Source organism: Rhizobium grahamii (genome assembly GCF_009498215.1).
Lineage (GTDB): Bacteria > Pseudomonadota > Alphaproteobacteria > Rhizobiales > Rhizobiaceae > Rhizobium > Rhizobium grahamii_A.
In genome coordinates, this window is sequence record NZ_CP043499.1 from 1,655,010 (window position 1) to 1,674,079 (window position 19,070).

Consider the following 19,070-nt stretch of genomic DNA (forward strand, 5'->3'; position numbering starts at 1 on the left):
AGCGAAGCGAAAAAGGGCGACGGCATTCCGTCGCCCGAAGAAAGTGACCTCAATAGACCACCACGCCGCGAATGCTCTCACCCTTGTGCATGAGGTCGAAGCCCTTGTTGATGTCTTCGAGCGGCATGGTGTGGGTGATCATCGGATCGATCTGGATCTTGCCTTCCATGTACCAGTCGACGATCTTCGGCACGTCGGTACGGCCACGCGCGCCACCGAAGGCGGTGCCCAGCCAGTTGCGGCCGGTGACCAGCTGGAACGGACGCGTCGAGATTTCCTGGCCAGCGCCGGCAACGCCGATGATGACGGATTTGCCCCAGCCGCGATGCGAGGATTCCAGCGCCTGGCGCATCACCTTGGTATTGCCGGTGCAGTCGAAGGTGTAGTCTGCGCCGCCGATCAGGTCGCCATGGCGCTTGGTCATGTTGACGAGATAAGGCACGATGTCGTCGCCGACTTCCTTGGGGTTGACGAAGTGGGTCATGCCGAACTTCTCGCCCCAGGCCTTGCGGTCAGGGTTGATGTCGACGCCAATGATCATGTCTGCGCCGGCAAGGCGCAGGCCCTGCAGGACGTTCAAGCCGATGCCGCCGAGGCCGAAGACGATGGCCGTCGAGCCGATCTCGACCTTGGCGGTGTTGATGACCGCACCGATGCCGGTCGTCACGCCGCAGCCGATGTAGCAGACCTTGTCGAAGGGAGCGTCGGGGTTGATCTTGGCAAGCGCGATCTCCGGCAGGACGGTGAAGTTCGCGAAGGTCGAGCAGCCCATGTAGTGGTGGATCTTGTCCTTGCCGATCGAGAAGCGCGAGGTACCGTCCGGCATGACGCCTTGGCCCTGCGTCGAGCGGATCGAGGTGCAGAGGTTGGTCTTGCGCGAAGTGCAGGAGTAGCATTCGCGGCATTCCGGCGTGTAGAGCGGAATGACGTGATCGCCCTTTTTCAGCGAGGTCACACCTGGACCGACGTCAACGACGATACCCGCACCTTCATGGCCGAGGATCGCCGGAAACAGGCCTTCCGGGTCGGCGCCCGACAGCGTGAAGTCGTCGGTGTGGCAGATGCCGGTCGCCTTCACCTCGATCAGCACCTCGCCGGCCTTGGGGCCGTCGAGCTGTACGGTCATGACCTCGAGCGGTTTTCCTGCCTGAACGGCAACGGCGGCGCGAACGTCCATCTTCGAATTCTCCTCAATCGATTGGTTTTACTCTTCGGCAGCAATTCGTTTCCAGAGTGCTCGTACTTCGTCTTTCAAGCGAAGTGCCTCCTGCCAGCGATTCGTCGTGTCTTCTCCATCCGGCCCCGTGATGGCATAGGGTTTCGGTCCGAGCTCGCAGACGAACGCGACAGTATCGTCCGTTCCGGCGCGGCGGCACCAGCTTCTCAGCCCGTATTCCCACCACCCCATGAAGAGGTCCAGCCACGGCTTGTGGTGTGCAAAGGCGATTTCGATCTGCACCTGCTCTCGAGAGGCCACGCGGCCGTGGAACGCCCAGGCGCTATCGAGGATGCGATGTATCGAGGCATGGTTCTCGTCCGAGACAGGGACCGCGAATTCCCGTCCGACAAGGAAATGCGAGAGGTCGGCCAGCAGCTTGAGGTCCGGCATCCGATCCATTAGGTCGAGTGTAAAGAAGAGGTCGGTGGTCATGCGATCGCGATGCGTCTCGATATAGACGGGCACCTTCGCCTCCTCGCCTAGGCGCTGCCATCCTTCCAGTAGCGGAAGACAGTCCTCGACGCGGCGGAGCCGCACATCCGGTTGCAGACAAAGATGCGAGACGCCGAATTCGACGGCGTTTTCGAGGGCCGGCTTCAGATCATCGACAGTTTTTGGAAAGCATTGCCCCTCGGCCTTCAAGCCGTGTTCGGCAAGAAGGACGCTTAGCCGCCTGACATAGGCGCGGTCGTACCAATGGGCACTGACGCCATCGAAGCCCGCCGCCGCGATGCGTCCAATATTTTCCTCGAGCGCTGGCTCGGGTCGAACCGCGCTTCGCAACTCCATTGCCCACAGCGACTGGAGAACGTTCAAGCTTTGCATTCGAGCCTCGGGAAGGTGATTGGAGTGCAGGACGTTTTATACATTACAGAACGCTCGTCGGGCCAGAAATTGGGGAGGGAGGAGCCGTAAAGCTGCCTCCCTCCCGGACAGGCAACTTGAGGATGAGCTGCCGTCCATATGACATTGTGCGGCAGTCAAGCCGCCGCTTCGGCGCGGGCGCTCTTGAGAACAGCCTTGAGATTTACGCCTGGATCAGCCAGCGCTTCGGGATCGGGAACCAATTCAGCGGCAACCAGCATCTCGGCGAGCTTGATGTCCTTGGCGAGACTGTTGCCGCGTCCAAGCCCCGCCGCCGCAACGAGACGCCCTCCATCAAGATAAAACTCCAACTCTCCATCAGGCAAGCCACGGACAATCGCCTGATGCTCGGGCCGTGGTAAGCCGACGACCTGCAAGCTGAGGTCATACTGATCGGACCAGAACCACGGGATGGCATCGAAAGGCCTGGCCTCCCCGAGCATGTTTCTCGCCGCCGTCTCGCCCTGCGTCCGCGCGTTCCGCCAGCTTTCAAACCTGATGTGGCCACCGCCCGGCTGTGCCACGGCGGCACAGTCGCCGGCTGCAAAAATATCGTGATCGCTGGTACGCAAGAAAGTATCGGTATGGATGCCGTTGCCCGTTGCAAGCCCTGCTGCTTCCGCAAGCGCACAATCCGCCGTCACGCCGATGGCTGAAACGACAACATCGGCAGGCACCTCCGTTCCATCAGCCAGCAGAACGGCGCTGGGGGTGATCTCGGCAACACCGACGCCAAGGCGGAACTCCACGCCTTCGGCGATGTGCCTTGCATGCAGGCTCTGCGCAAACCGCGTCGGCACTGCTCTTCCAAGCGGCTTTGCAGCGGCCTCGATGATGGTGACGTTTACGCCCTTGGCCCGAAGAACCGCCGCAAGCTCCATGCCGATAAGGCCGCCGCCAATGATCGCGACGCTCTTCGCGGAGGCCGCGCGAAAGAAAATCTCGCTCGCATCACCACAGGTCCTGAAATCAAGCGCATGTTCGGCGCCCACGCATGTCAGCCGCCTGGGGCGTGCGCCGGTCGCAAGGAGAAGCTTTTGATAGCGAAGCGTACGACCGTCGTTGAGCGAGACGGTTCGCAAGGATGGGTCGAGGCTAGTAGCCGCAGCCCCCTGCAGATAATCTATCGCGGCGCTCGCAATCGTGTCAGATCCGCAAATTGCCTTCATCTGCACGGCACCGTCCATCGGCTTGGACAAGGGCGGTCGTTCGTAAGGCAGATGAGACTCGGCCCCGACCAGAGTGATGGCTCCGGTATAGCCGGTCTCGCGCAATGCGAAAGCCGCCCGCGTACCGCACTCGCCTGCCCCGACAATAACGATATCGTCCATCTTCGTTCCACCCGAGAGTTGGGCCGGCGCATCACCTTGCGATGCGCCAGCGAGCCATCAGTTTCGGCTTGCGTACTGGGTCATGTTCTTCGGCGTAACGAGCTCGAAGGGCACCATGACCTGTTTCTCGACCTTTTGCCCCCGGGCAAGCGCCACGGCGGCATCGAGTGCACTTGCGGACTGAGCCTTGGCGTTCTGGAACACCGTCGCGTCAAGATCACCAGCCGCCATCGCGGCCAAGGCGTCCTGCGTCGCGTCGATGCCGACGACGATGACGTCGTCCATCGACGTTCCGGCAGCTTTCATTGCCTGGATTGCGCCGAGCGCCATCTCGTCATTGTTGGCGAAGACGACATCGATCGGCCGACCGCTCGTGATCCAGTTCGTCGTCAGATCCATGGCGTTGGTTCGCTGCCATGCCGCGGACTGCTCGTCGGCAATCACCGCGCCCTTGCAGGCACCGCCGGCCAGCGTTTCCTTGAACGACGAGGTCCGATCCCGTGATGCCTGATGAGCGAGGTCTCCCATCAGGATATAGACCTGGGCGTTCCCTTCCTTCTTCTTCGCCGTCAAGAGATCGCAGGTTGCCTCGGCTGCGAGCTTGCCGGAATCGGTCTCTTTCGATCCGACATAGGCTTGCTTCTCGGGAAGCTGCGCGAAATTGCCGGGTTCGAGGTTGAGGTAGATCAAGGGAATGTTTGCCTTCTGGGCCGCAGCACTGATACCCGGAGCTGCGGAAGCGTCGGCCAATGTCACGACGATCGCATCGACGCCGGCGGCGATGAAGTTGTTCACCTGGTTGATCTGCTTGGAGATATCGGTCTGGGCGTCCTCGACCTGTATCTTGACGCCGTCCACCTCGGCGGCTCTGGACTGCAGCCCTTCGCGCAGCAATGTCTGGAAATTGTTGTCGAAGCTCTGCATCGAGACACCGATCGTCTCAGCCGATGCCGTGCCAGCCATCAGAAGCGCCGCCAAAGCGCCTAGGTAAACCGATTTCATGTCATCCTCCCAATGAGCGCCGGACCGCCCACGTTGCATCCGGAGGCCCCGGCAGGGGCCCGGTTCATATCAATCGCAGTGTCTTTCGGTGGGTTTAGGCGAGGGCCACGCGGACTTCTCCGTCGATCACTTCGACCGGATAAGTCTTCAGGTTTTCGCAAGCAGGAAGTCTGAGCGCCTCACCCGTTCGGTAGTCGAACGCGCCGGAATGCTTGGGACATTCGACCTCGAAATCCATCACGAGGCCATCCGCCAGGTGGATCGCTTCGTGGGTGCAGAGACCCGCCGTGCAATAGACACTGTCATCTGACGCGCGGTAGATCGCGTAGGTGCGGCCACCGTGGTCGAAGCGGATTGCACCTTCCTGTTCGATGTCGTCGAGGCTGCAGGCTGGAATCCAGTTCATCGTGCTGCCTCCTGTGTTTCGGAGCTGGCTTTCTTGGCAGCAAGCTTTTCCTTCCGCCTCTTGTAGCGTTCCTGCATCCGGGCATCGCCTTCGGGGGAACCGTCGTGCCATGTACCGAACCAGCGATCGAGAGGGATCAGGGCATCGCCGTAGTTCACTTCGAAATACTTGTGATGCAGGTAGTGAGCGTAGGCGTGGCTATCGACCAGCTTGTCGTCGCCAACCTCGACCTTGTCGAAGCCAACGTGGCCGGGGATCGCACCAAATCCCGCATAGTGGAGCTGGTAGAGCATGATGATCGGGTTGGACGGCAGGACCAGATGGTAGAAGACCGTGCCGAAGTACAGCAGGTGCTCGACGGGATGCATCGACAGCGACGACCACGGCGAAGGGTTGACCGAATTGTGGTGAACCGAGTGGACCCATTTATAAAGAAACGGCGTATGGATGAGCCGGTGAACGCAGAAGAAATGGAACTCGTGGATGACAGGCACGACGAGGGCGACAAGAGCGAGCGTCCACGGGTTTTCGGCGAAACTCAGCCAGGGCGCATAACCGTTGGCGTAAGCCCACAGCATCCCAACCTCGAGCGCGGTCCAGATCGTCACGCCTGAGAGGAACGTCCTGAGGATATTGTCGAGGTTCTGGCTTTCGAACCAGAATGCCTTGCTTTTCTGATCAGCCGGAAATTTGCCATTGTATTTGAAGCGGTTTTCCTGGCGCTTCAAAACGTAAAGATGGAGCTCGAACGCTCCGTAGAACAAAAAGACGCAGACCGCATTCACGCCATACAGCCATGCGACCCAGCCGACACTGATCGTCTGCATCGTCTCGACCGACGGAATGACCCATGCCCAATAGGCAACAGCGGAAATCGCGAAGATCACGTTCCATGGGAGGAAGTAGTGCGGCAGCCACTTCAGGATCGCCATGAAACGGGTCGGAAACTGAAAAAGCGGCGCATATTCGACCGGCTTGTTCGGTGTCCAATCTCCGCGCTTGTTGCGCACTCCAAATTTCAGATCGTCCATTGCGCTCTCCTCCGGGCGCGCTTCGTCAGCCTGCGCCCACACAAGGTTTTCGACGTGGAGGAGAGAGCGCGTAGCGCGCTGGGTTCCGGCCCGGTCCCATCGGCACCTGCCGGCATCTCCTCCCTGCATTCAAAGTAGCAGGAGGATGGCCAAAACACCGAAGCCTTACTTGATCAAATTAGATCAAAGCCCTTCTGCGGTGATCGTGATGAACCGGATGTGGCCGGGATCGGGCTTTATCTTCGTGAGACCGATGCGATGCAGGATCAGATCGAGCGCGCGCTGGGCCTGCGCTTCCGGTGCCTGGTCGAGCACGACATCCATGATGCCGTCCTGCAAAGCGGAGCGCGTGTAGTCGGTCAACTCGTGGCCGATATACAAGAGATCGCGAAATCCAGACTGGCGACGAAGCACATTGATCAGCGCCGAATTCCCGCCGCCAGCGTTGTAGAGGCCAACGAGATCCGGATATTTAGTGAGTGCCTCTGACAGAGACTCCGCGCTGTAGTGCTCCTCGTCGCGCGTGAAGGCCAGCCATTGGAACTGCACCTCGCCCGGATGCTCCAGAAAATAATCGGAGAAGCCGCGCACACGGTCGCGATGGACCTGGTAGATCGGATGGCAGAGCGCCACGACGGGGCCGCTTCGGCGGGCCATGCGCGCAATGAAATGGGCGGCTGTCCGACCTGCAGCGTAATTGTCGATACCGACAAAATCCCCTGTCGTCTCCGATGCGCGCGTGACCACATGAACCACCGGAAGGCCCTGCTTAGCGACGGCCTCCACAGCCGCATTGATCGCGGGGCTATTGGGAACCGCGAGTATCAGGGCTGAGCGGGACGATCTCGACTTGAGGATGCGCTCGGCGATCTCAGCCGCATTCCGCTCATCGGCAAAACTGCGGTGAACGATCACCAACGGGTCGAGCGTCGCAGAGATTGCCTCGAAGGCGTTGGCAAGCCGCCGGTAAAAAGTCGTCTCCGGCCGCACCATCAGGACTTCGATCCGAACAAGACCTCGATGCGTTTCGGGCAGGACGCGAGGATAGTTCAGCACGCGCGCGGCAACGGCGACTTTCTCGATCAGTTCGGCTCGAACCCCGCCGCGCCCGTTCAATACACGCTCGACCGTCGCAGTGCCGACACCCGCGAGTCGGGCGATATCCTGGTAGCTTGGTTTCGTCATCGTTCGAACCATCGTGGGACTCACGACTATCTTTGCCACGACTTCGGCAGCGATTTCTACTCGCTGCTCGTCGCCACCTGCTTCAACGACGATCGTCAGGTCAGGCCTTCGGCGTGGCCATGCTTGCACGCACGATCAGCCGGCTACGGATCACGTTTCGAAGCTGCCGGGGTTTGTCACTGCGATCGATCGCCGACAGCAGCAGCGCAACGGCAGTCTGCCCCATCTCTTCCATTGGCTGTTCGATCGTGGAGAGTGGCGGCGAGCAGAAGGCGCAGACTGGAGAACCGTCAAAGGACACGATCGAGAGATCTTCAGGAATTTTCAGTCCCATGGACTGAATGCGGCTCATGAAGGAAATGGCCATGTCGTCGCTGGTTGCGATGACGGCGGTGGGCTTATCGCCAAGCGCCCCGAAATCATCCGCTGCCTCCAGGCCGATGTTGAAACCTTGCTGATAGTCCAGCCGGCCACCGGATCGAACCACCGCACTTTCAGGCAGGCCGGCACCTCGAAGTGCCTCGATGACGCCTGCGAAACGCTCGACGTCGTGGTAGTTCTCCTGTGGTCCGGCGAGGTAGAGAAACCGGCGATGACCAAGGCCGAGCAGATCGTTCGTTGCCTCCCGGATCGCTTCGCGATCATTCGTCACAACGCTCGGCAAGCCGACCTCGCTCATGTCGAGAAGCATGGAAACGATCGGCAGACCGGCAGAGGCAAGCGACCTTCCATCGACCTCCGGCAGTTTCGACGACAGGATGATCGCGCCGCGCACCGTCCCACCGAACGCAAGGTCGAGAATGTGCCGCTCCGACGCCTCGTCACGGTCGAGGTTGGCGATCATCAGGTTGTAGCCGCCCTGTATCAGCGACTTGTTGATGCTCTGCAGAACCTGCGGGATCACTTGCGAGGCACCATAATAGAGCGAGCCCGGCAGAACGATCATGATGATGTTCGATTTGCCGACCCGCAAACCGCGGGCCATAGCGTTCGGCGTGTAGCCCAGTTGCTTCGCGGCGGCGTCAATCTTTTGACGCGTCTTTTCATTCACACGACCGGGATTTGCCAGCGCGCGGCTGACTGTGGAAATCGCAACGCCCGCAAGTCTTGCCACATCGGCCATGAGGGGCCCCGACTGCTCCTCGCCGAGCACATCCTTGTTTTTGCTCACGTCTCTTCATTCCCTCCCCGGCGTCATTTGCCTGCAACTCTAGGGCAAGCCGCGATTCATAGCAAACGTTTGCCAAAAACCGCTTGCGTAAAAAAACAGCTTGGCTATTATCTAGTCATGGCAAACGTTTGCCACAACGTAACGCATTGAAAAAGTATGACTTATTTATTGCGGAACAATCCGTCCGCAAGACGATAAGTCATGCCCGGAGGATTGGATTGGCTATGACGAATGAAAGGCTCCGCTTCGGCGTCGACCTCGTGACTTTCTTTCACCCCGGTTTCTGGGGCGTCGATAGCCATGACGCCATCATCGAGCACGCCAAGACCCAGCCTCGCGCATTCTGGGACAAGATCCTCGACAGCGTCCAAGCGTCAGGCGTCACGGGCGTCGAGCTGACCTTCTCCCCTTTCAACTGGCAGGACGCGATCAAGACCTACGGTTCCGTCGAGGCCTTTGCCGGCGAGTTGTCGAAGCGCGGCCTCACGCTCTGCAGCGGCTTTTTCGCCGAGCTTGAAGCTGCCGGCGATTTCACCCAGCGCGAAGCTCAGGACGCACTTATCTCCAAGGCAGAGAAATATGCCGACTTCCTGAAGGCCTGCGGCAGCGACATCATGGTGATCGGCGCGCCGCTTCGCCAGACGCTCGGCGCTCAGCCCGTACAGTTCTTCGACTTCGATCGGGCAAAAGTGATCGCAGACTTCCTGAACCGGCTCGGCGCCATTCTTTATGCGCGCGGCGTGCGGCTTGCCCTGCACACGGAAGCGCATTCGATCTTTGCCGCCGCGCGCGACGTCGATCTGATGATGATGCTCACGGATCCGCCTTATGTGCACATGTGCCCGGATACAGCCCATATCATCGTAGCCGGATCGGATCCGGTTCAGCTGGTTGATCGGCATCATGAGCGCGTCATCATCGCCCACTGGAAGGATGCGCTCGGCCCGATGCCGGTCGACACGCCGATCGACGAGCATATCCATGACAGCCACCGGCCGTACTTCTGCGGCTTCGGCCTGGGGCGGGTCGATTGGCCGGCCTGGGCAAGACTGCTTCGCGACCGCGGCTATCAGGGCTGGGCAATTCTCGAGCTCGACGCTGCAGCCGATCCGGTTGGCGACATCGCCAATGGCCTGACGCTCGTGCGGCAGTCACTCCTGCCGATCTATCGCTGACAACTACTCCCAAGACGACCAGCGCCCCGCCAAGAGGGCATATTCAAGAGGTGGAACCATGAAGACAATGATGAAACTCCTTCTGGCCGGCGTGGCACTCGCCGGTTTCTCGATCCAGGCGCATGCCGAAGACAAGCCGACGATCGAAATTCTTTCATCCTGGACCTCTGGTGGCGAGGCGGCAGCGCTCAACGTCATCAAGACCGAGTTTGAAAAGCGCGGCGGTGTCTGGAAGGACTCCTCGATTGCAGGCTTCGGCGCCGCCGATGCCGCGTTCCAGAACCGCGTCGTGGCCGGGGACCCTCCGGGCGCCAAGCAGGGTGTCATCGGTCTCGCCGCCGCCGATTTCGTCAGCCAGGGACTGTTCAATCCGATCGACGACGTGGCTGCGACCGGAAAATGGGCCGACGTCCTGCCGAAATCGATCCAGGATCTCATTTCATACGACGGCAAGGCCTATCTCGTGCCGACCGGCGCACACGGCGAAAGCTGGGTCTTCTACTCCAAGGATGCCTTCGCAAAGGCAGGCATTACCGAAGAGCCGAAGACCTGGGATGCCTTCTTTGCCGATCTCGACAAGCTGAAGGCGGCAGGCATCGTGCCCGTCGCCTGGGGCGGCCAGCCGTGGCAGCAATCCAAGGTCTTCAACATGGTCCTTCTTTCCCAGGTCGGGATCGACGGTTTCCAGAAGATCTATGTCGAAAAAGACAAGAGCGAGGCCTCGGTCGCAGGGGTCAAGAAGACCCTTGAGATCCTTGCCAAGCTGCACACCTATATCGATGACGGCGCCGCCGGCCGAAACTGGAACGACGCAACCGCCATGCTGATTACGGCCAAGGCCGGCGTACAGTTCATGGGCGACTGGGCCAAGGGCGAGTTCACCGTTGCCGGCAAGGAACCAGGCAAGGACTACGGCTGCATGATCGTCCCGGAATCGCCGGGCATGGTTTACATCGCGGACTCCTTCTACTTCCCCAAGACCGGCAAGGCTGAAACCGACAAGGCACAGAAACTCCTTGCCGAAGTCGTGATGGATCCGGCTGTTCAGGTCGAGTTTTCGCTGAAGAAGGGGTCTGTCCCCGCCCGTTCGGACGTCGACAAAACGAAGCTCGATGTCTGCGCACAGAAGGGCCTCGAACTGATGAGCGCAGGCTCTATCGTACCCGACCAGGCCATCGTGCTGACGCCACAGCAGGTTGGCCAGCTTGACGACTTTGTCGATGAATATTGGAGCGGCGGCACCTATGACGCGGCCGCGGCTGCCGAAAACTTCTTCGCCATCTTCGAGTAAGATCCCAGCAGATGGCGCCGGACGTGACCCGGCGCCATTGCCGTCGCCGGAGCTTGTCGGCGACGCGACGCTCGTTTTTCTTTCCGTCAAGAACGCACGATGCCTATGAAACGTAAGTCCAATCTCTCTGCGACCCTTGCGCTCCTGCCGACATGGCTGGTCGCGGTGGTGGTCTTTATTGGCACCATGGCCTGGTCGATACGACTGTCGTTCACCAATTCGACGATCTTTCCGTCATCGACCTATGTCGGCCTTGCCCAGTATGCGAAGCTGTTTGCCTCCGCCAAATGGCTCGCTTCGCTGCATAACGTCCTGATCTTCGGCATCCTTTACGTCGGCGGCTGCCTGTTCCTGGGTTTCCTGCTCGCGGCAGCACTTGACCGAAAGATCCGCTTCGAAAGCGCTCTCCGCACCATCTTCCTTTATCCCTACGCCATGTCCTTTGTCGTAACCGGGCTGATCTGGCAGTGGATGCTCAATCCGACACTCGGCATTCAGGCTAGCGTGCGTGCGCTCGGATGGGAAAGCTTCGTGCTCGACTGGGTGGTCAACCGGGACATGGCGATCTACGCCTTGGTGCTGGCAGGCGTCTGGCAGGGGGCGGGCCTCGTGATGGTCATCGCTCTGGCCGGCATGCGCGGCATCGAGGCCGAGCAATGGAAGGCCGCGCGGATCGACGGCATCCCCGTCTGGCGTATCTACGTTTCGATCATCCTGCCGCAGCTCGGGCCGGCGCTCGCCGCCGCCGGCATGCTTCTCGCAATGGGCGTCATCAAGACCTACGACATCGTCGTCGCCATGACGAATGGCGGGCCGGGCAGCGCAACGGAAGTTCCGGCCAAGTTCATCATGGACAATCTTTTCGGCCGTCAGAACCTCGGTCTCGCCACGGCGGGCGCAACGGTCCTCGTCCTCGGCGTGATCATGGCGGTCGCTCCGTTCCGCTACGCAATGTATGTGCGCAGCAAGGCAAAGGGAGCATCCTGATGGCACGTGCTCATCCAAACGGCCCGAAGCCGACCCAGATCACCGCCGGTCGCATCGGACTCTACTCTTTCCTTTTCGTCGCGGCGCTCTTCTTCATGCTGCCGCTCTACACCATGATCGTCACCTCGCTGAAGACCATGGATGAAATCCGGCTCGGGCAGATATTCGCCTTGCCTGCAAAGCTCGATTTCTCTGCCTGGGTGACCGCCTGGTCCGGCGCCTGCATGGGATCGGTCTGCGTCGGCATCCGCAGCGGCTTCTGGAACTCGGTCGCGATAACCGTTCCATCGGTCGCTCTCTCGGTCCTGATCGGCGCCATCAACGGCTATGCGCTGTCGCTCTGGCGCCCCCGCGGCGCCAACGTTCTGTTTGCTCTGCTGATGGCCGGCGGCCTCATTCCCTATCAGATTTTTCTCTATCCGATGGTTCGCACGATGGCGACGGTCGGGCTCTACAACTCGCTGGCCGGCATCATCATTGTCCACGTCATCTTCGGCCTGCCTTTGGTGACGCTGCTGTTCCGCAATTACTTCGTCAGCGTTCCCGAGGAGCTCTGCAAGGCGGCGCGTGTCGATGGAGCCGGCTTCTGGCGGATCTTCTTCGAGATCATGCTGCCGCTCGCCGTGCCGATGGTGGTGGTCGTTTCCATGCTGCAGTTTACCGGGATCTGGAACGACTTCCTTCTCGGGCTGGTCTTTGCCGGCCGCGACAACCTGCCGATGACCGTCCAGCTCAACAACATCGTCAACACGACGATGGGCGAGCGCAACTACAATGTGAACATGGCAGCGACCATTCTCACCGCAGTGGTTCCGCTCGCGATCTATTTCCTGTCCGGCCGCTGGTTTGTCCGCGGTATCGCCGCCGGCGCAGTCAAGGGATGACGTCTTCTATGCAATCAACCGTTTCCATCAAGGACCTGCAGATCGCTTACGGCGACCATACCGTGATCGAGAAGATGTCGATCGACATCGCGCCGCAGGAATTTCTGGTCCTGCTCGGCCCTTCGGGCTGCGGTAAGTCCACTCTCCTCAACGCGATCGCCGGCCTCCAGGACATCACCTCCGGCGAGATCTGGATCTCCGGCAAGAACGTGACCTGGGACGAACCGAAGGATCGCGGCATCGGGATGGTGTTCCAGTCCTACGCGCTATATCCGCGCATGTCGGTGCGCAAGAACCTTTCCTTCGGCCTGCGCGTCGCCGGATTGCCGAAGGCCGAAGTCGAGGCGCGCGTTGCCCGCACGGCGGCGCTGCTTCATCTCGACAAGCTGCTGGACCGCCGTCCGGCGGAGCTTTCCGGCGGCCAGCGGCAGCGTGTTGCGATCGGTCGCGCACTCGTGCGTGAGGTCGATGTCTTCCTCTTCGATGAGCCGCTCTCCAATCTCGACGCCAAGCTGCGCAACGAACTGCGCGTCGAGATCAAGAAGCTGCATCAAAGCCTGGGCAATACGATGATCTACGTGACGCATGACCAGGTCGAGGCGCTGACCCTTGCCGACCGGATTGCCATCATGCGCGATGGCGTGATTCAGCAACTGGCTTCGCCGGCCGAGATCTACCATCGACCCGCAAATCTCTTCGTCGCGGGCTTCATCGGCGCTCCGGCGATGAACTTCATCGAAGGGAAGATCGGCACGATCAATGGCGAGGCCCGGTTCGTCAGCAACGGGCTATCCATCAGTCTAGCGGGCTATAACTTCCAGTCCACCGCTCCGGCCGCGGGCCCGGCGACGCTCGGCTTCCGACCCGAACATCTGGTGCTGGACGGCGCGGCAAGCGGTTTGCCCACCATTCCCGGCGAGGTCTCGGTCGTCGAGCCCATGGGCTCCGACGCCGTCATCTGGTTCGACTGGAACAACCAGAGCCTTTCGCTTCGTTTGATGGGCGACGTTTCGCTTCAACCAGGTGATGCGATGGCGCCCGGCCTTGATGTCACCAAGGCGTCGTTCTTCGGCGCCGACGGTTCGCGCCTCTAGGCGCCCGTTTTGTTCATGATCCCCGGCGCTGGAGCGCCGAGGAATTGCTTCAAGCAGGATTTGATAAGACATGTCTCAGACAGTTTATGATGCGCTGGTGATCGGCTCCGGCGCGGCGGGATCGTTCGCAGTCAAGGAACTCACCGCGCAAGGCCTCTCCGTGCTGCTCCTCGAGGCGGGACCTGCGGTTGGACCCAAGGATTTCGATCCTTCGCGCAAGAAGCCGCCGGCGAGCGCCATCAACATCTGGGAGCGGGCACGCGCAACCATCAAGGGTCAACCGATCCAGGCACGCGCCGCGTTCTTCACCGAGCGCTTCAGCCACTTCTTCGTCAACGACCGCAAGAATCCTTACACGACCCCGAAGAACGAGCCCTTCCTCTGGATCCGTGGCCGCCAGGGCGGCGGCCGCCTTCATAGCTTCGGGCGTGTGCTGCTGCGCTGGACGGATGAAGACTTCAAGATCCGCTCGCGCACCGGCAAGGGTGTCGACTGGCCGATCTCGTACGAGGAAATGACGCCGTTCTATGATGAGGTAGAGACCTATCTCGGCCTTTATGGGAACAAGGACAACGCCCCAACGCTGCCCGACGGCGTCTATGCCAAGCCCGCCAGTCTGACGCCTGCCGAGGAGACCTTCAAGGGTGCGGTCGAGAGCCGCTGGCCCGAACGGCGCGTCGTTTCATGGCGCTATATCGCTCCTGATGCCGAACGCGTCCCACGGCCGTTGAGAGAAGCCCTTGCGAGCAGGCACCTGACCGTTCAATACGATGCTGTCGTCCGTCGTATCGTTACCGACGAAAAGACCGGTCATGCCACCGGCGCCGAGTACATCGACCGCAACACGGGCGAAGTATCAACCGTGCGCGCAGCGACCGTCGTGGTCGCTGCCTCTCCCATTGAAAGCGTGCGGCTTCTTCTCAACTCCGCTTCTGCCAAGCATCCGAACGGCCTCGGAAACAGCGCTGATATGCTCGGGCGGTACTTCATGGACCAACTTCCATGCTTGGCCTTCGGCTCCTTCGCCGGCGCGAAAGGCTGGGCTATGGACGAATCCGCACCGACCGACCCATTCTACAATCCATCCGGCGGGATCTTCATTCCGCGCTTCGGTGAAGGTGATCGCGGCCGCGGAGATTTCGACTATCAGGGCAGTGTCGGGCGCGCCCCCACTCCGAGCGACGAAGATTCCCGCCTTGCCTTCTTCGGCTTCGGGCGGATGCTGCCTTATGCTGACAATCGCATTACCCTCGACCGGCGCCGAAAGGATGCATGGAACATTCCCGTTCCGCATATCCGCTGCCTAATGCAGGCGGACGAACATGCACTCCTGCGGCAACAGGAGGAAACTCTGATCACGATGATCAAGGAAGTCGGTGGCGATCTCGAGTTTATCGGTTCCCCCACCGGTTTGAAGGAGATGGGCCGCGGTGCATTTCCGGACGCGTCGCGATTCAGCCGTTTCATGTTCCGCAAGTGGTTCCGCAAAACGATGTGCATGGGCGCGGCCATCCACGAAACCGGCGGCGCTCGTATGGGCAAGGTCCGCGGCGATTCGGTTCTCAACCCGTACAACCAGGTGTGGGATGCGCCGAATGTCATCGTTACCGACGCCAGCTCCTTCCCGGGAAGCGGTGTCGCCGGCACGACGCTGACGGTCATGGGCCTGACGTTGCGCGCATGCAGGAATTTGGTCGCGCAGTACAAGGCCGGCCACTTCGAGGCCTAAGCTTCGCTGATCAACGTCAGCCTCGGGGCTGACAAGAAGCCATCGCAGGCAAGGTCCAGCCTTGCGATGGCACCATTCAAGGCAGTGACGCGAAAGGCGAGCCGAATATCCGGCTCGCCTTACTCGGCAGCCACGGCAGCGCGCTTGCCGTTCAGCGCGATCAGCCGCTTCGCACGCTCGAGCGACGCGCTCTGCTCGTTGCGATAGCGGGCACCGATTTCCATCATCAGCACGGTGCCCGGCAGGAACTCGAGTTCGCTGAAGATATCTTCCCAGTCGATATCGCCCCAGCCAAGCGGCATGTGCAGGTCGCCGATGCCGAGCGCCGTCGATTCCTGCAGGTGATACGGCTTGTAGAAAGCCTGCGGACGGCCGAAGGAGTCGTGCACATGCAGGTGGCCGGCGACCGGCGCCATGGCGCGGATCTGCTCACGAAAATTCAGGCCGCGGTAGGTGGACTCGATGTAGGCGTGGCTGAAGTCGATGAGTGCCACGAGATTCGGGTGACCGACCGCCTTGACGGTCTCCGCGACCTCGGCCGGTGTCTGGCGATACTGCCCGCGCTCCGTCGTGAAGATGTTCTCGAACGCGATGCGCACGTCATAGCGCTTGGCGAACTCGGCCAGCTCGAAGAGCGCTTCGCGTTCGCGCTGGTCGGCGCCGGCACGTTCGAAGAGCTGGTCCGCACGAGGGTTTCCGCCGTGCTGAACGATCACACGGGCGCCGATCTTGTCACAGACCTCCACCAGCGCTTTTGCGGCATCGATCTGATAGCGTGCGGTCGCCGGATCCATGAAGTTCGACGAGACGAGCCCGTGAACCGTGTAGCGGAACGGAAGTTGACCCTGATCGCCGCGAGCCGCTCGGCGCGCTCCTTGACGACGCGACCGCCCGCGATCAGGTCTACGCTGGTCAGGCCAAGCTCCACGGTCTCGACGCCAAGCTCGGCCAAGCGGCGCAGATCGGCCTCGAGGCTGTCGAGTTCACCATCGGTGGAACCGGAATTGAAGCCGGTCGATATGATATTGCTCATGGTTATGTTCCTTTTATGAGAAGGGCCGGGCGAGCGCACGGATTTGGGAAAGCGAAATTCTTCAGCTGACGGTCGGGTCCAGCTTGTCCCGCAGCCAGTCGCCTGCGAGCGAGATGGAGAGCGTTGTCAGCATGATCCACGGAGGCCGCGCCAGTTACTCACGCCCGAAGCCGACCATGTTGCCGAGGCTCGTTTCCGGCGGCTGAACGCCAAGGCCGAGAAACGACAGACCTGAAGATGACGCCCGGAGGGCCTTCTCGACAACATTCGCAGAGCCCGTCGCTCGGCCGACGTCCAAAAAGAGGTGCCGACCGTTCTCAAGCCTCGACCTCCATTGGTCGCTCCGCCCGCGCCTGGTAAGCGCCGAGCCGTTGAAGGATCAGCCTCAGCTCATCAGCGCCGAACGCGACGTCTTCAGCGCCCGCCGCCAGCAGGACCTCCCGCCGCCCCGAGCGCGGATCGTTCGGATCCACGAAACCGATTGCCCTCACGCCGGCCGCAACAGCGGCCTCTATCCCCGCCGCGCTGTCATCGATCATGACGCTGCGCTCGCGGCTCGCATTCATTTTCGACAAGCAGAACTCGACAAGATCCGGCGACGGCTTGGGCGCCGCCACCATCTCGGCACTGAATACGTTCGGAGCGAAATCCGACCAGAGCGGGAGAAGGCCGAGGCTGTTACCGAGGCGCTCGACAGTGCTGTTGGAAGCCACGCATTTTGCAACGTCGAGCTCGGCAACGATGTCGCCGATGCCCTCCATCGGTCGAAGCTCGCGGCCGAAGGCCGCATATATGTCCTTATGCCATGCAGTAAGAACTGCATCGACATCGGCTAAACCGCGCTCGATCAGCGCTTGCCGCAATTCGCCTTCCGACTTGCCGGTAAATTCGATCAGTATCTGGCGTGGCGTCATGTCCACGCCTGCCTGGGTTACGGCGTGCGCAAGTGTACGAGCGGAAATTGACTCGCTATCGATCAGCACGCCATCGCAATCAAAAATCAGCAGATCCAAATCGAGCGTGGCATCATGAATGACGACCAGTTCGCCCGCATCTGTCAGATGCACGTCGAATTCGATGGCATCGACCGCAAGCTCGAGCGCTTCTCTGAAACCCTCAAGCGAGTTCTCCGGCCACAGGTTCGGCGCACCGCGATGCCCGACAATCTTCGCCATGGGAAATACCTTCATCAAAAAACAACCGATCAGATCGATCGCCGCGCCATCTCGGCGAGCATCGATCGTCGGCTTCATCACACGGGCCCGGGGATGACGCTGGCAGGGTGGTATAAGGACCGCAGATAACCGTTGCGTGACATCTGCCTCCACGAGCGGGCAAATGCTCATGGGCTGTGGAACAGCATGCGCTGGGCGCGTGGACGCACTTCGGTAAAGGCAAAGGAAGGGATCGAATGGGCTCGCACCGAGCCCATTCAGTTTTATCGAGCGGCTGAAAGTCTATCCAGCGAGTGCTTCATCGCGCGCAGAAAATGGTCGTTCTCATCAACGCTGCCGATACTGACGCGAATGAACGTTTCATAGCCTGGTTGTTTCCACGGCTTGACGATGACGCCTTCTTTCAAGAGCTCTTCAGCAAGCAGCGCGGCATTACCGCCGCAGTCGAAGAAGACGAAATTGCCCTTGGAGGGAGCGGGCCTCATACCAAGCTGCTTGAGACCATCGGCGATGCGCGCCCGTTCTGTCAGGGCCAGTTCGATTGTCCGACGCAGATGCGCTTCATCCCCAAGGGCAGCCATCGCCGCATATTGCGCAAAGGCGTTTGTGTTGAATGGCGTGCGCACGCGATTGAAGAAATCGCAAAGCTGCGGGCTGGAGGTGACGCCGAAGCCAATCCGCAATCCCGCGAGACCGTAGGCTTTCGAGAAGGTTCGCAGCACGACCCAGCTGCGGTCACAGTCCTTCAACAGGTCGATCGTCGACGGATAGTCGTCGCCAGCAGCATACTCCGCATAGGCCTCATCGATGACAAGCAGCGTATCCTTGTCGACGGCTCGCAGAAACGCGGCAAAATCATCGCTTCCGATCCAGGAGCCCACCGGGTTCATCGGGTTGGCAAAGAGTATCATTCGCGGTCGGCGTTTCGCCGCCTCGATCAGCGCCGGCACATCGATCGTGAGATCCGCTCTGACCTCGATGCGCTCGACGCGGCCACCCATCAGGACGGCGTAGTCTTCATGAAGCGGAAAGGACGGATAGAGCGTGGTGACGATATCATCAGGCCTGACGACCGCGCGGCAGATGATCGCGATCAGATCCTCGGAGCCGTTCCCCAGGATGACCTGATCGGTATCGACATCGAGTTTTCCGGCAATTGCTGCACAGAGTTCATGGCCTCTCGGATCGGGATACAGACGAACCAGTTCCGCTGCCCTGTTCTGGAAATCGAAGGCGCTGGCGGACGCCCCGAAGGGGCTCTCGTTCGAACCGAGTTTCGAAATGACCGGAGGATTATAGCGCTCGCGAACCTCCTCCAAAGTCAGCCCGGAATTGTAGCGAGGAATACCGATCACTTCATCGCGGATATGTCTAGTCGTGTCTGACATCTGTACCTCACTGTCTGTAAACCGAAGGAAGCATAAGAAGGCATCCGCGAGTTGTCGATATATGTATAGACATTATTTGCGATCGGTGCTTGGATTGGGAAAACG

The 19,070-nt window shown here is 60.5% G+C and carries 16 protein-coding genes and 2 pseudogenes; 6 read left to right on the top strand and 12 right to left on the bottom strand.

All coding sequences use genetic code 11. The features are described from left to right. Positions 1-49 precede the first annotated feature (49 nt). The 8 genes from FZ934_RS26310 to FZ934_RS26345 form a co-directional block, all read right to left on the bottom strand. Positions 50-1,177, bottom strand: a complete 1,128-nt coding sequence (locus FZ934_RS26310) for an S-(hydroxymethyl)glutathione dehydrogenase/class III alcohol dehydrogenase (RefSeq protein WP_153273720.1) — start codon at positions 1,175-1,177, stop codon at positions 50-52. A gap of 27 nt (positions 1,178-1,204) precedes the next feature. Continuing rightward, positions 1,205-2,044 (bottom strand): sugar phosphate isomerase/epimerase family protein, encoded by an 840-nt coding sequence (locus tag FZ934_RS26315; RefSeq protein WP_153273721.1) that lies wholly within the window; start codon positions 2,042-2,044, stop codon positions 1,205-1,207. 155 nt (positions 2,045-2,199) lie between these two features. Further along, positions 2,200-3,414 (bottom strand): NAD(P)/FAD-dependent oxidoreductase, encoded by a 1,215-nt coding sequence (locus tag FZ934_RS26320; RefSeq protein ID WP_153273722.1) that lies wholly within the window; start codon positions 3,412-3,414, stop codon positions 2,200-2,202. A 57-nt stretch (positions 3,415-3,471) separates the two neighbouring features. Then, entirely contained in the window at positions 3,472-4,416 is a 945-nt protein-coding gene (locus FZ934_RS26325) for a substrate-binding domain-containing protein (RefSeq protein WP_153273723.1), read from the bottom strand. Positions 4,417-4,510: 94 nt separating this feature from the next. Continuing rightward, positions 4,511-4,822, bottom strand: a complete 312-nt coding sequence (locus FZ934_RS26330; protein ID WP_153273724.1) for a MocE family 2Fe-2S type ferredoxin — start codon at positions 4,820-4,822, stop codon at positions 4,511-4,513. Next, positions 4,819-5,853 (bottom strand): sterol desaturase family protein, encoded by a 1,035-nt coding sequence (locus FZ934_RS26335; RefSeq protein ID WP_153273725.1) that lies wholly within the window; start codon positions 5,851-5,853, stop codon positions 4,819-4,821. Before FZ934_RS26335 ends, FZ934_RS26330 begins: the two co-directional genes overlap by 4 nt. Positions 5,854-6,036: 183 nt before the next feature. Continuing rightward, complete coding sequence (locus FZ934_RS26340) at positions 6,037-7,038, bottom strand: LacI family DNA-binding transcriptional regulator (RefSeq protein WP_153273726.1); 1,002 nt, start codon at positions 7,036-7,038, stop codon at positions 6,037-6,039. A 100-nt stretch (positions 7,039-7,138) separates the two neighbouring features. Then, positions 7,139-8,209: a LacI family DNA-binding transcriptional regulator gene (locus FZ934_RS26345; protein WP_153273727.1), complete on the bottom strand. Its 1,071-nt coding sequence runs from the start codon at positions 8,207-8,209 to the stop codon at positions 7,139-7,141. Positions 8,210-8,433: 224 nt separating this feature from the next. Here FZ934_RS26345 and FZ934_RS26350 point away from each other — a divergent pair, with 224 nt between their 5' ends. The 6 genes from FZ934_RS26350 (at position 8,434) to FZ934_RS26375 (ending at position 15,369) form a co-directional block, all read left to right on the top strand. Then, on the top strand, positions 8,434-9,384 hold the full coding sequence (locus FZ934_RS26350) for a sugar phosphate isomerase/epimerase family protein (RefSeq protein ID WP_153273728.1): 951 nt from the start codon (positions 8,434-8,436) through the stop codon (positions 9,382-9,384). Positions 9,385-9,442: 58 nt separating this feature from the next. After that, complete coding sequence (locus tag FZ934_RS26355) at positions 9,443-10,675, top strand: ABC transporter substrate-binding protein (RefSeq protein ID WP_153273729.1); 1,233 nt, start codon at positions 9,443-9,445, stop codon at positions 10,673-10,675. A 99-nt stretch (positions 10,676-10,774) separates the two neighbouring features. Then, the gene (locus FZ934_RS26360; RefSeq protein WP_153273730.1) at positions 10,775-11,662 is read left to right on the top strand and encodes a carbohydrate ABC transporter permease; all 888 of its coding nucleotides are present in this window, start codon (positions 10,775-10,777) and stop codon (positions 11,660-11,662) included. Continuing rightward, positions 11,662-12,546 (top strand): carbohydrate ABC transporter permease, encoded by an 885-nt coding sequence (locus FZ934_RS26365; RefSeq protein WP_153273731.1) that lies wholly within the window; start codon positions 11,662-11,664, stop codon positions 12,544-12,546. Before FZ934_RS26360 ends, FZ934_RS26365 begins: the two co-directional genes overlap by 1 nt. A gap of 8 nt (positions 12,547-12,554) precedes the next feature. Continuing rightward, on the top strand, positions 12,555-13,640 hold the full coding sequence (locus FZ934_RS26370) for an ABC transporter ATP-binding protein (RefSeq protein WP_153273732.1): 1,086 nt from the start codon (positions 12,555-12,557) through the stop codon (positions 13,638-13,640). 70 nt (positions 13,641-13,710) lie between these two features. Beyond that, the gene (locus FZ934_RS26375; protein ID WP_153273733.1) at positions 13,711-15,369 is read left to right on the top strand and encodes a GMC oxidoreductase; all 1,659 of its coding nucleotides are present in this window, start codon (positions 13,711-13,713) and stop codon (positions 15,367-15,369) included. Positions 15,370-15,488: 119 nt separating this feature from the next. Here FZ934_RS26375 and FZ934_RS26380 read toward each other — a convergent pair. The 4 genes and pseudogenes from FZ934_RS26380 to FZ934_RS26395 form a co-directional block, all read right to left on the bottom strand. Next, positions 15,489-16,402, bottom strand: a pseudogene (locus FZ934_RS26380) (TIM barrel protein). 61 nt (positions 16,403-16,463) lie between these two features. Continuing rightward, positions 16,464-16,637: pseudogene (locus FZ934_RS26385) on the bottom strand (ABC transporter permease); the annotation flags it as partial. Between the two features lie 82 nt (positions 16,638-16,719). Then, the gene (locus tag FZ934_RS26390) at positions 16,720-17,577 is read right to left on the bottom strand and encodes an HAD-IA family hydrolase (RefSeq protein ID WP_194273836.1); all 858 of its coding nucleotides are present in this window, start codon (positions 17,575-17,577) and stop codon (positions 16,720-16,722) included. A 263-nt stretch (positions 17,578-17,840) separates the two neighbouring features. Next, entirely contained in the window at positions 17,841-18,965 is a 1,125-nt protein-coding gene (locus FZ934_RS26395; protein ID WP_153273735.1) for a histidinol-phosphate transaminase, read from the bottom strand. Positions 18,966-19,070 lie beyond the last annotated feature (105 nt).

What these genes read in the sequence shown, in the direction of transcription:
- FZ934_RS26310 (WP_153273720.1), bottom strand. Translation starts at nt 1,177, where the DNA reads ATGGACGTTCGCGCCGCCGTTGCCGTTCAGGCAGGAAAACCGCTCGAG.
- FZ934_RS26315 (WP_153273721.1), bottom strand. Translation starts at nt 2,044, where the DNA reads ATGCAAAGCTTGAACGTTCTCCAGTCGCTGTGGGCAATGGAGTTGCGA.
- FZ934_RS26320 (WP_153273722.1), bottom strand. Translation starts at nt 3,414, where the DNA reads ATGGACGATATCGTTATTGTCGGGGCAGGCGAGTGCGGTACGCGGGCG.
- FZ934_RS26325 (WP_153273723.1), bottom strand. Translation starts at nt 4,416, where the DNA reads ATGAAATCGGTTTACCTAGGCGCTTTGGCGGCGCTTCTGATGGCTGGC.
- FZ934_RS26330 (WP_153273724.1), bottom strand. Translation starts at nt 4,822, where the DNA reads ATGAACTGGATTCCAGCCTGCAGCCTCGACGACATCGAACAGGAAGGT.
- FZ934_RS26335 (WP_153273725.1), bottom strand. Translation starts at nt 5,853, where the DNA reads ATGGACGATCTGAAATTTGGAGTGCGCAACAAGCGCGGAGATTGGACA.
- FZ934_RS26340 (WP_153273726.1), bottom strand. Translation starts at nt 7,038, where the DNA reads ATGACGAAACCAAGCTACCAGGATATCGCCCGACTCGCGGGTGTCGGC.
- FZ934_RS26350 (WP_153273728.1), top strand. Translation starts at nt 8,434, where the DNA reads ATGACGAATGAAAGGCTCCGCTTCGGCGTCGACCTCGTGACTTTCTTT.
- FZ934_RS26355 (WP_153273729.1), top strand. Translation starts at nt 9,443, where the DNA reads ATGAAGACAATGATGAAACTCCTTCTGGCCGGCGTGGCACTCGCCGGT.
- FZ934_RS26360 (WP_153273730.1), top strand. Translation starts at nt 10,775, where the DNA reads ATGCCTATGAAACGTAAGTCCAATCTCTCTGCGACCCTTGCGCTCCTG.
- FZ934_RS26365 (WP_153273731.1), top strand. Translation starts at nt 11,662, where the DNA reads ATGGCACGTGCTCATCCAAACGGCCCGAAGCCGACCCAGATCACCGCC.
- FZ934_RS26370 (WP_153273732.1), top strand. Translation starts at nt 12,555, where the DNA reads ATGCAATCAACCGTTTCCATCAAGGACCTGCAGATCGCTTACGGCGAC.
- FZ934_RS26375 (WP_153273733.1), top strand. Translation starts at nt 13,711, where the DNA reads ATGTCTCAGACAGTTTATGATGCGCTGGTGATCGGCTCCGGCGCGGCG.
- FZ934_RS26390 (WP_194273836.1), bottom strand. Translation starts at nt 17,577, where the DNA reads ATGGCGAAGATTGTCGGGCATCGCGGTGCGCCGAACCTGTGGCCGGAG.
- FZ934_RS26395 (WP_153273735.1), bottom strand. Translation starts at nt 18,965, where the DNA reads ATGTCAGACACGACTAGACATATCCGCGATGAAGTGATCGGTATTCCT.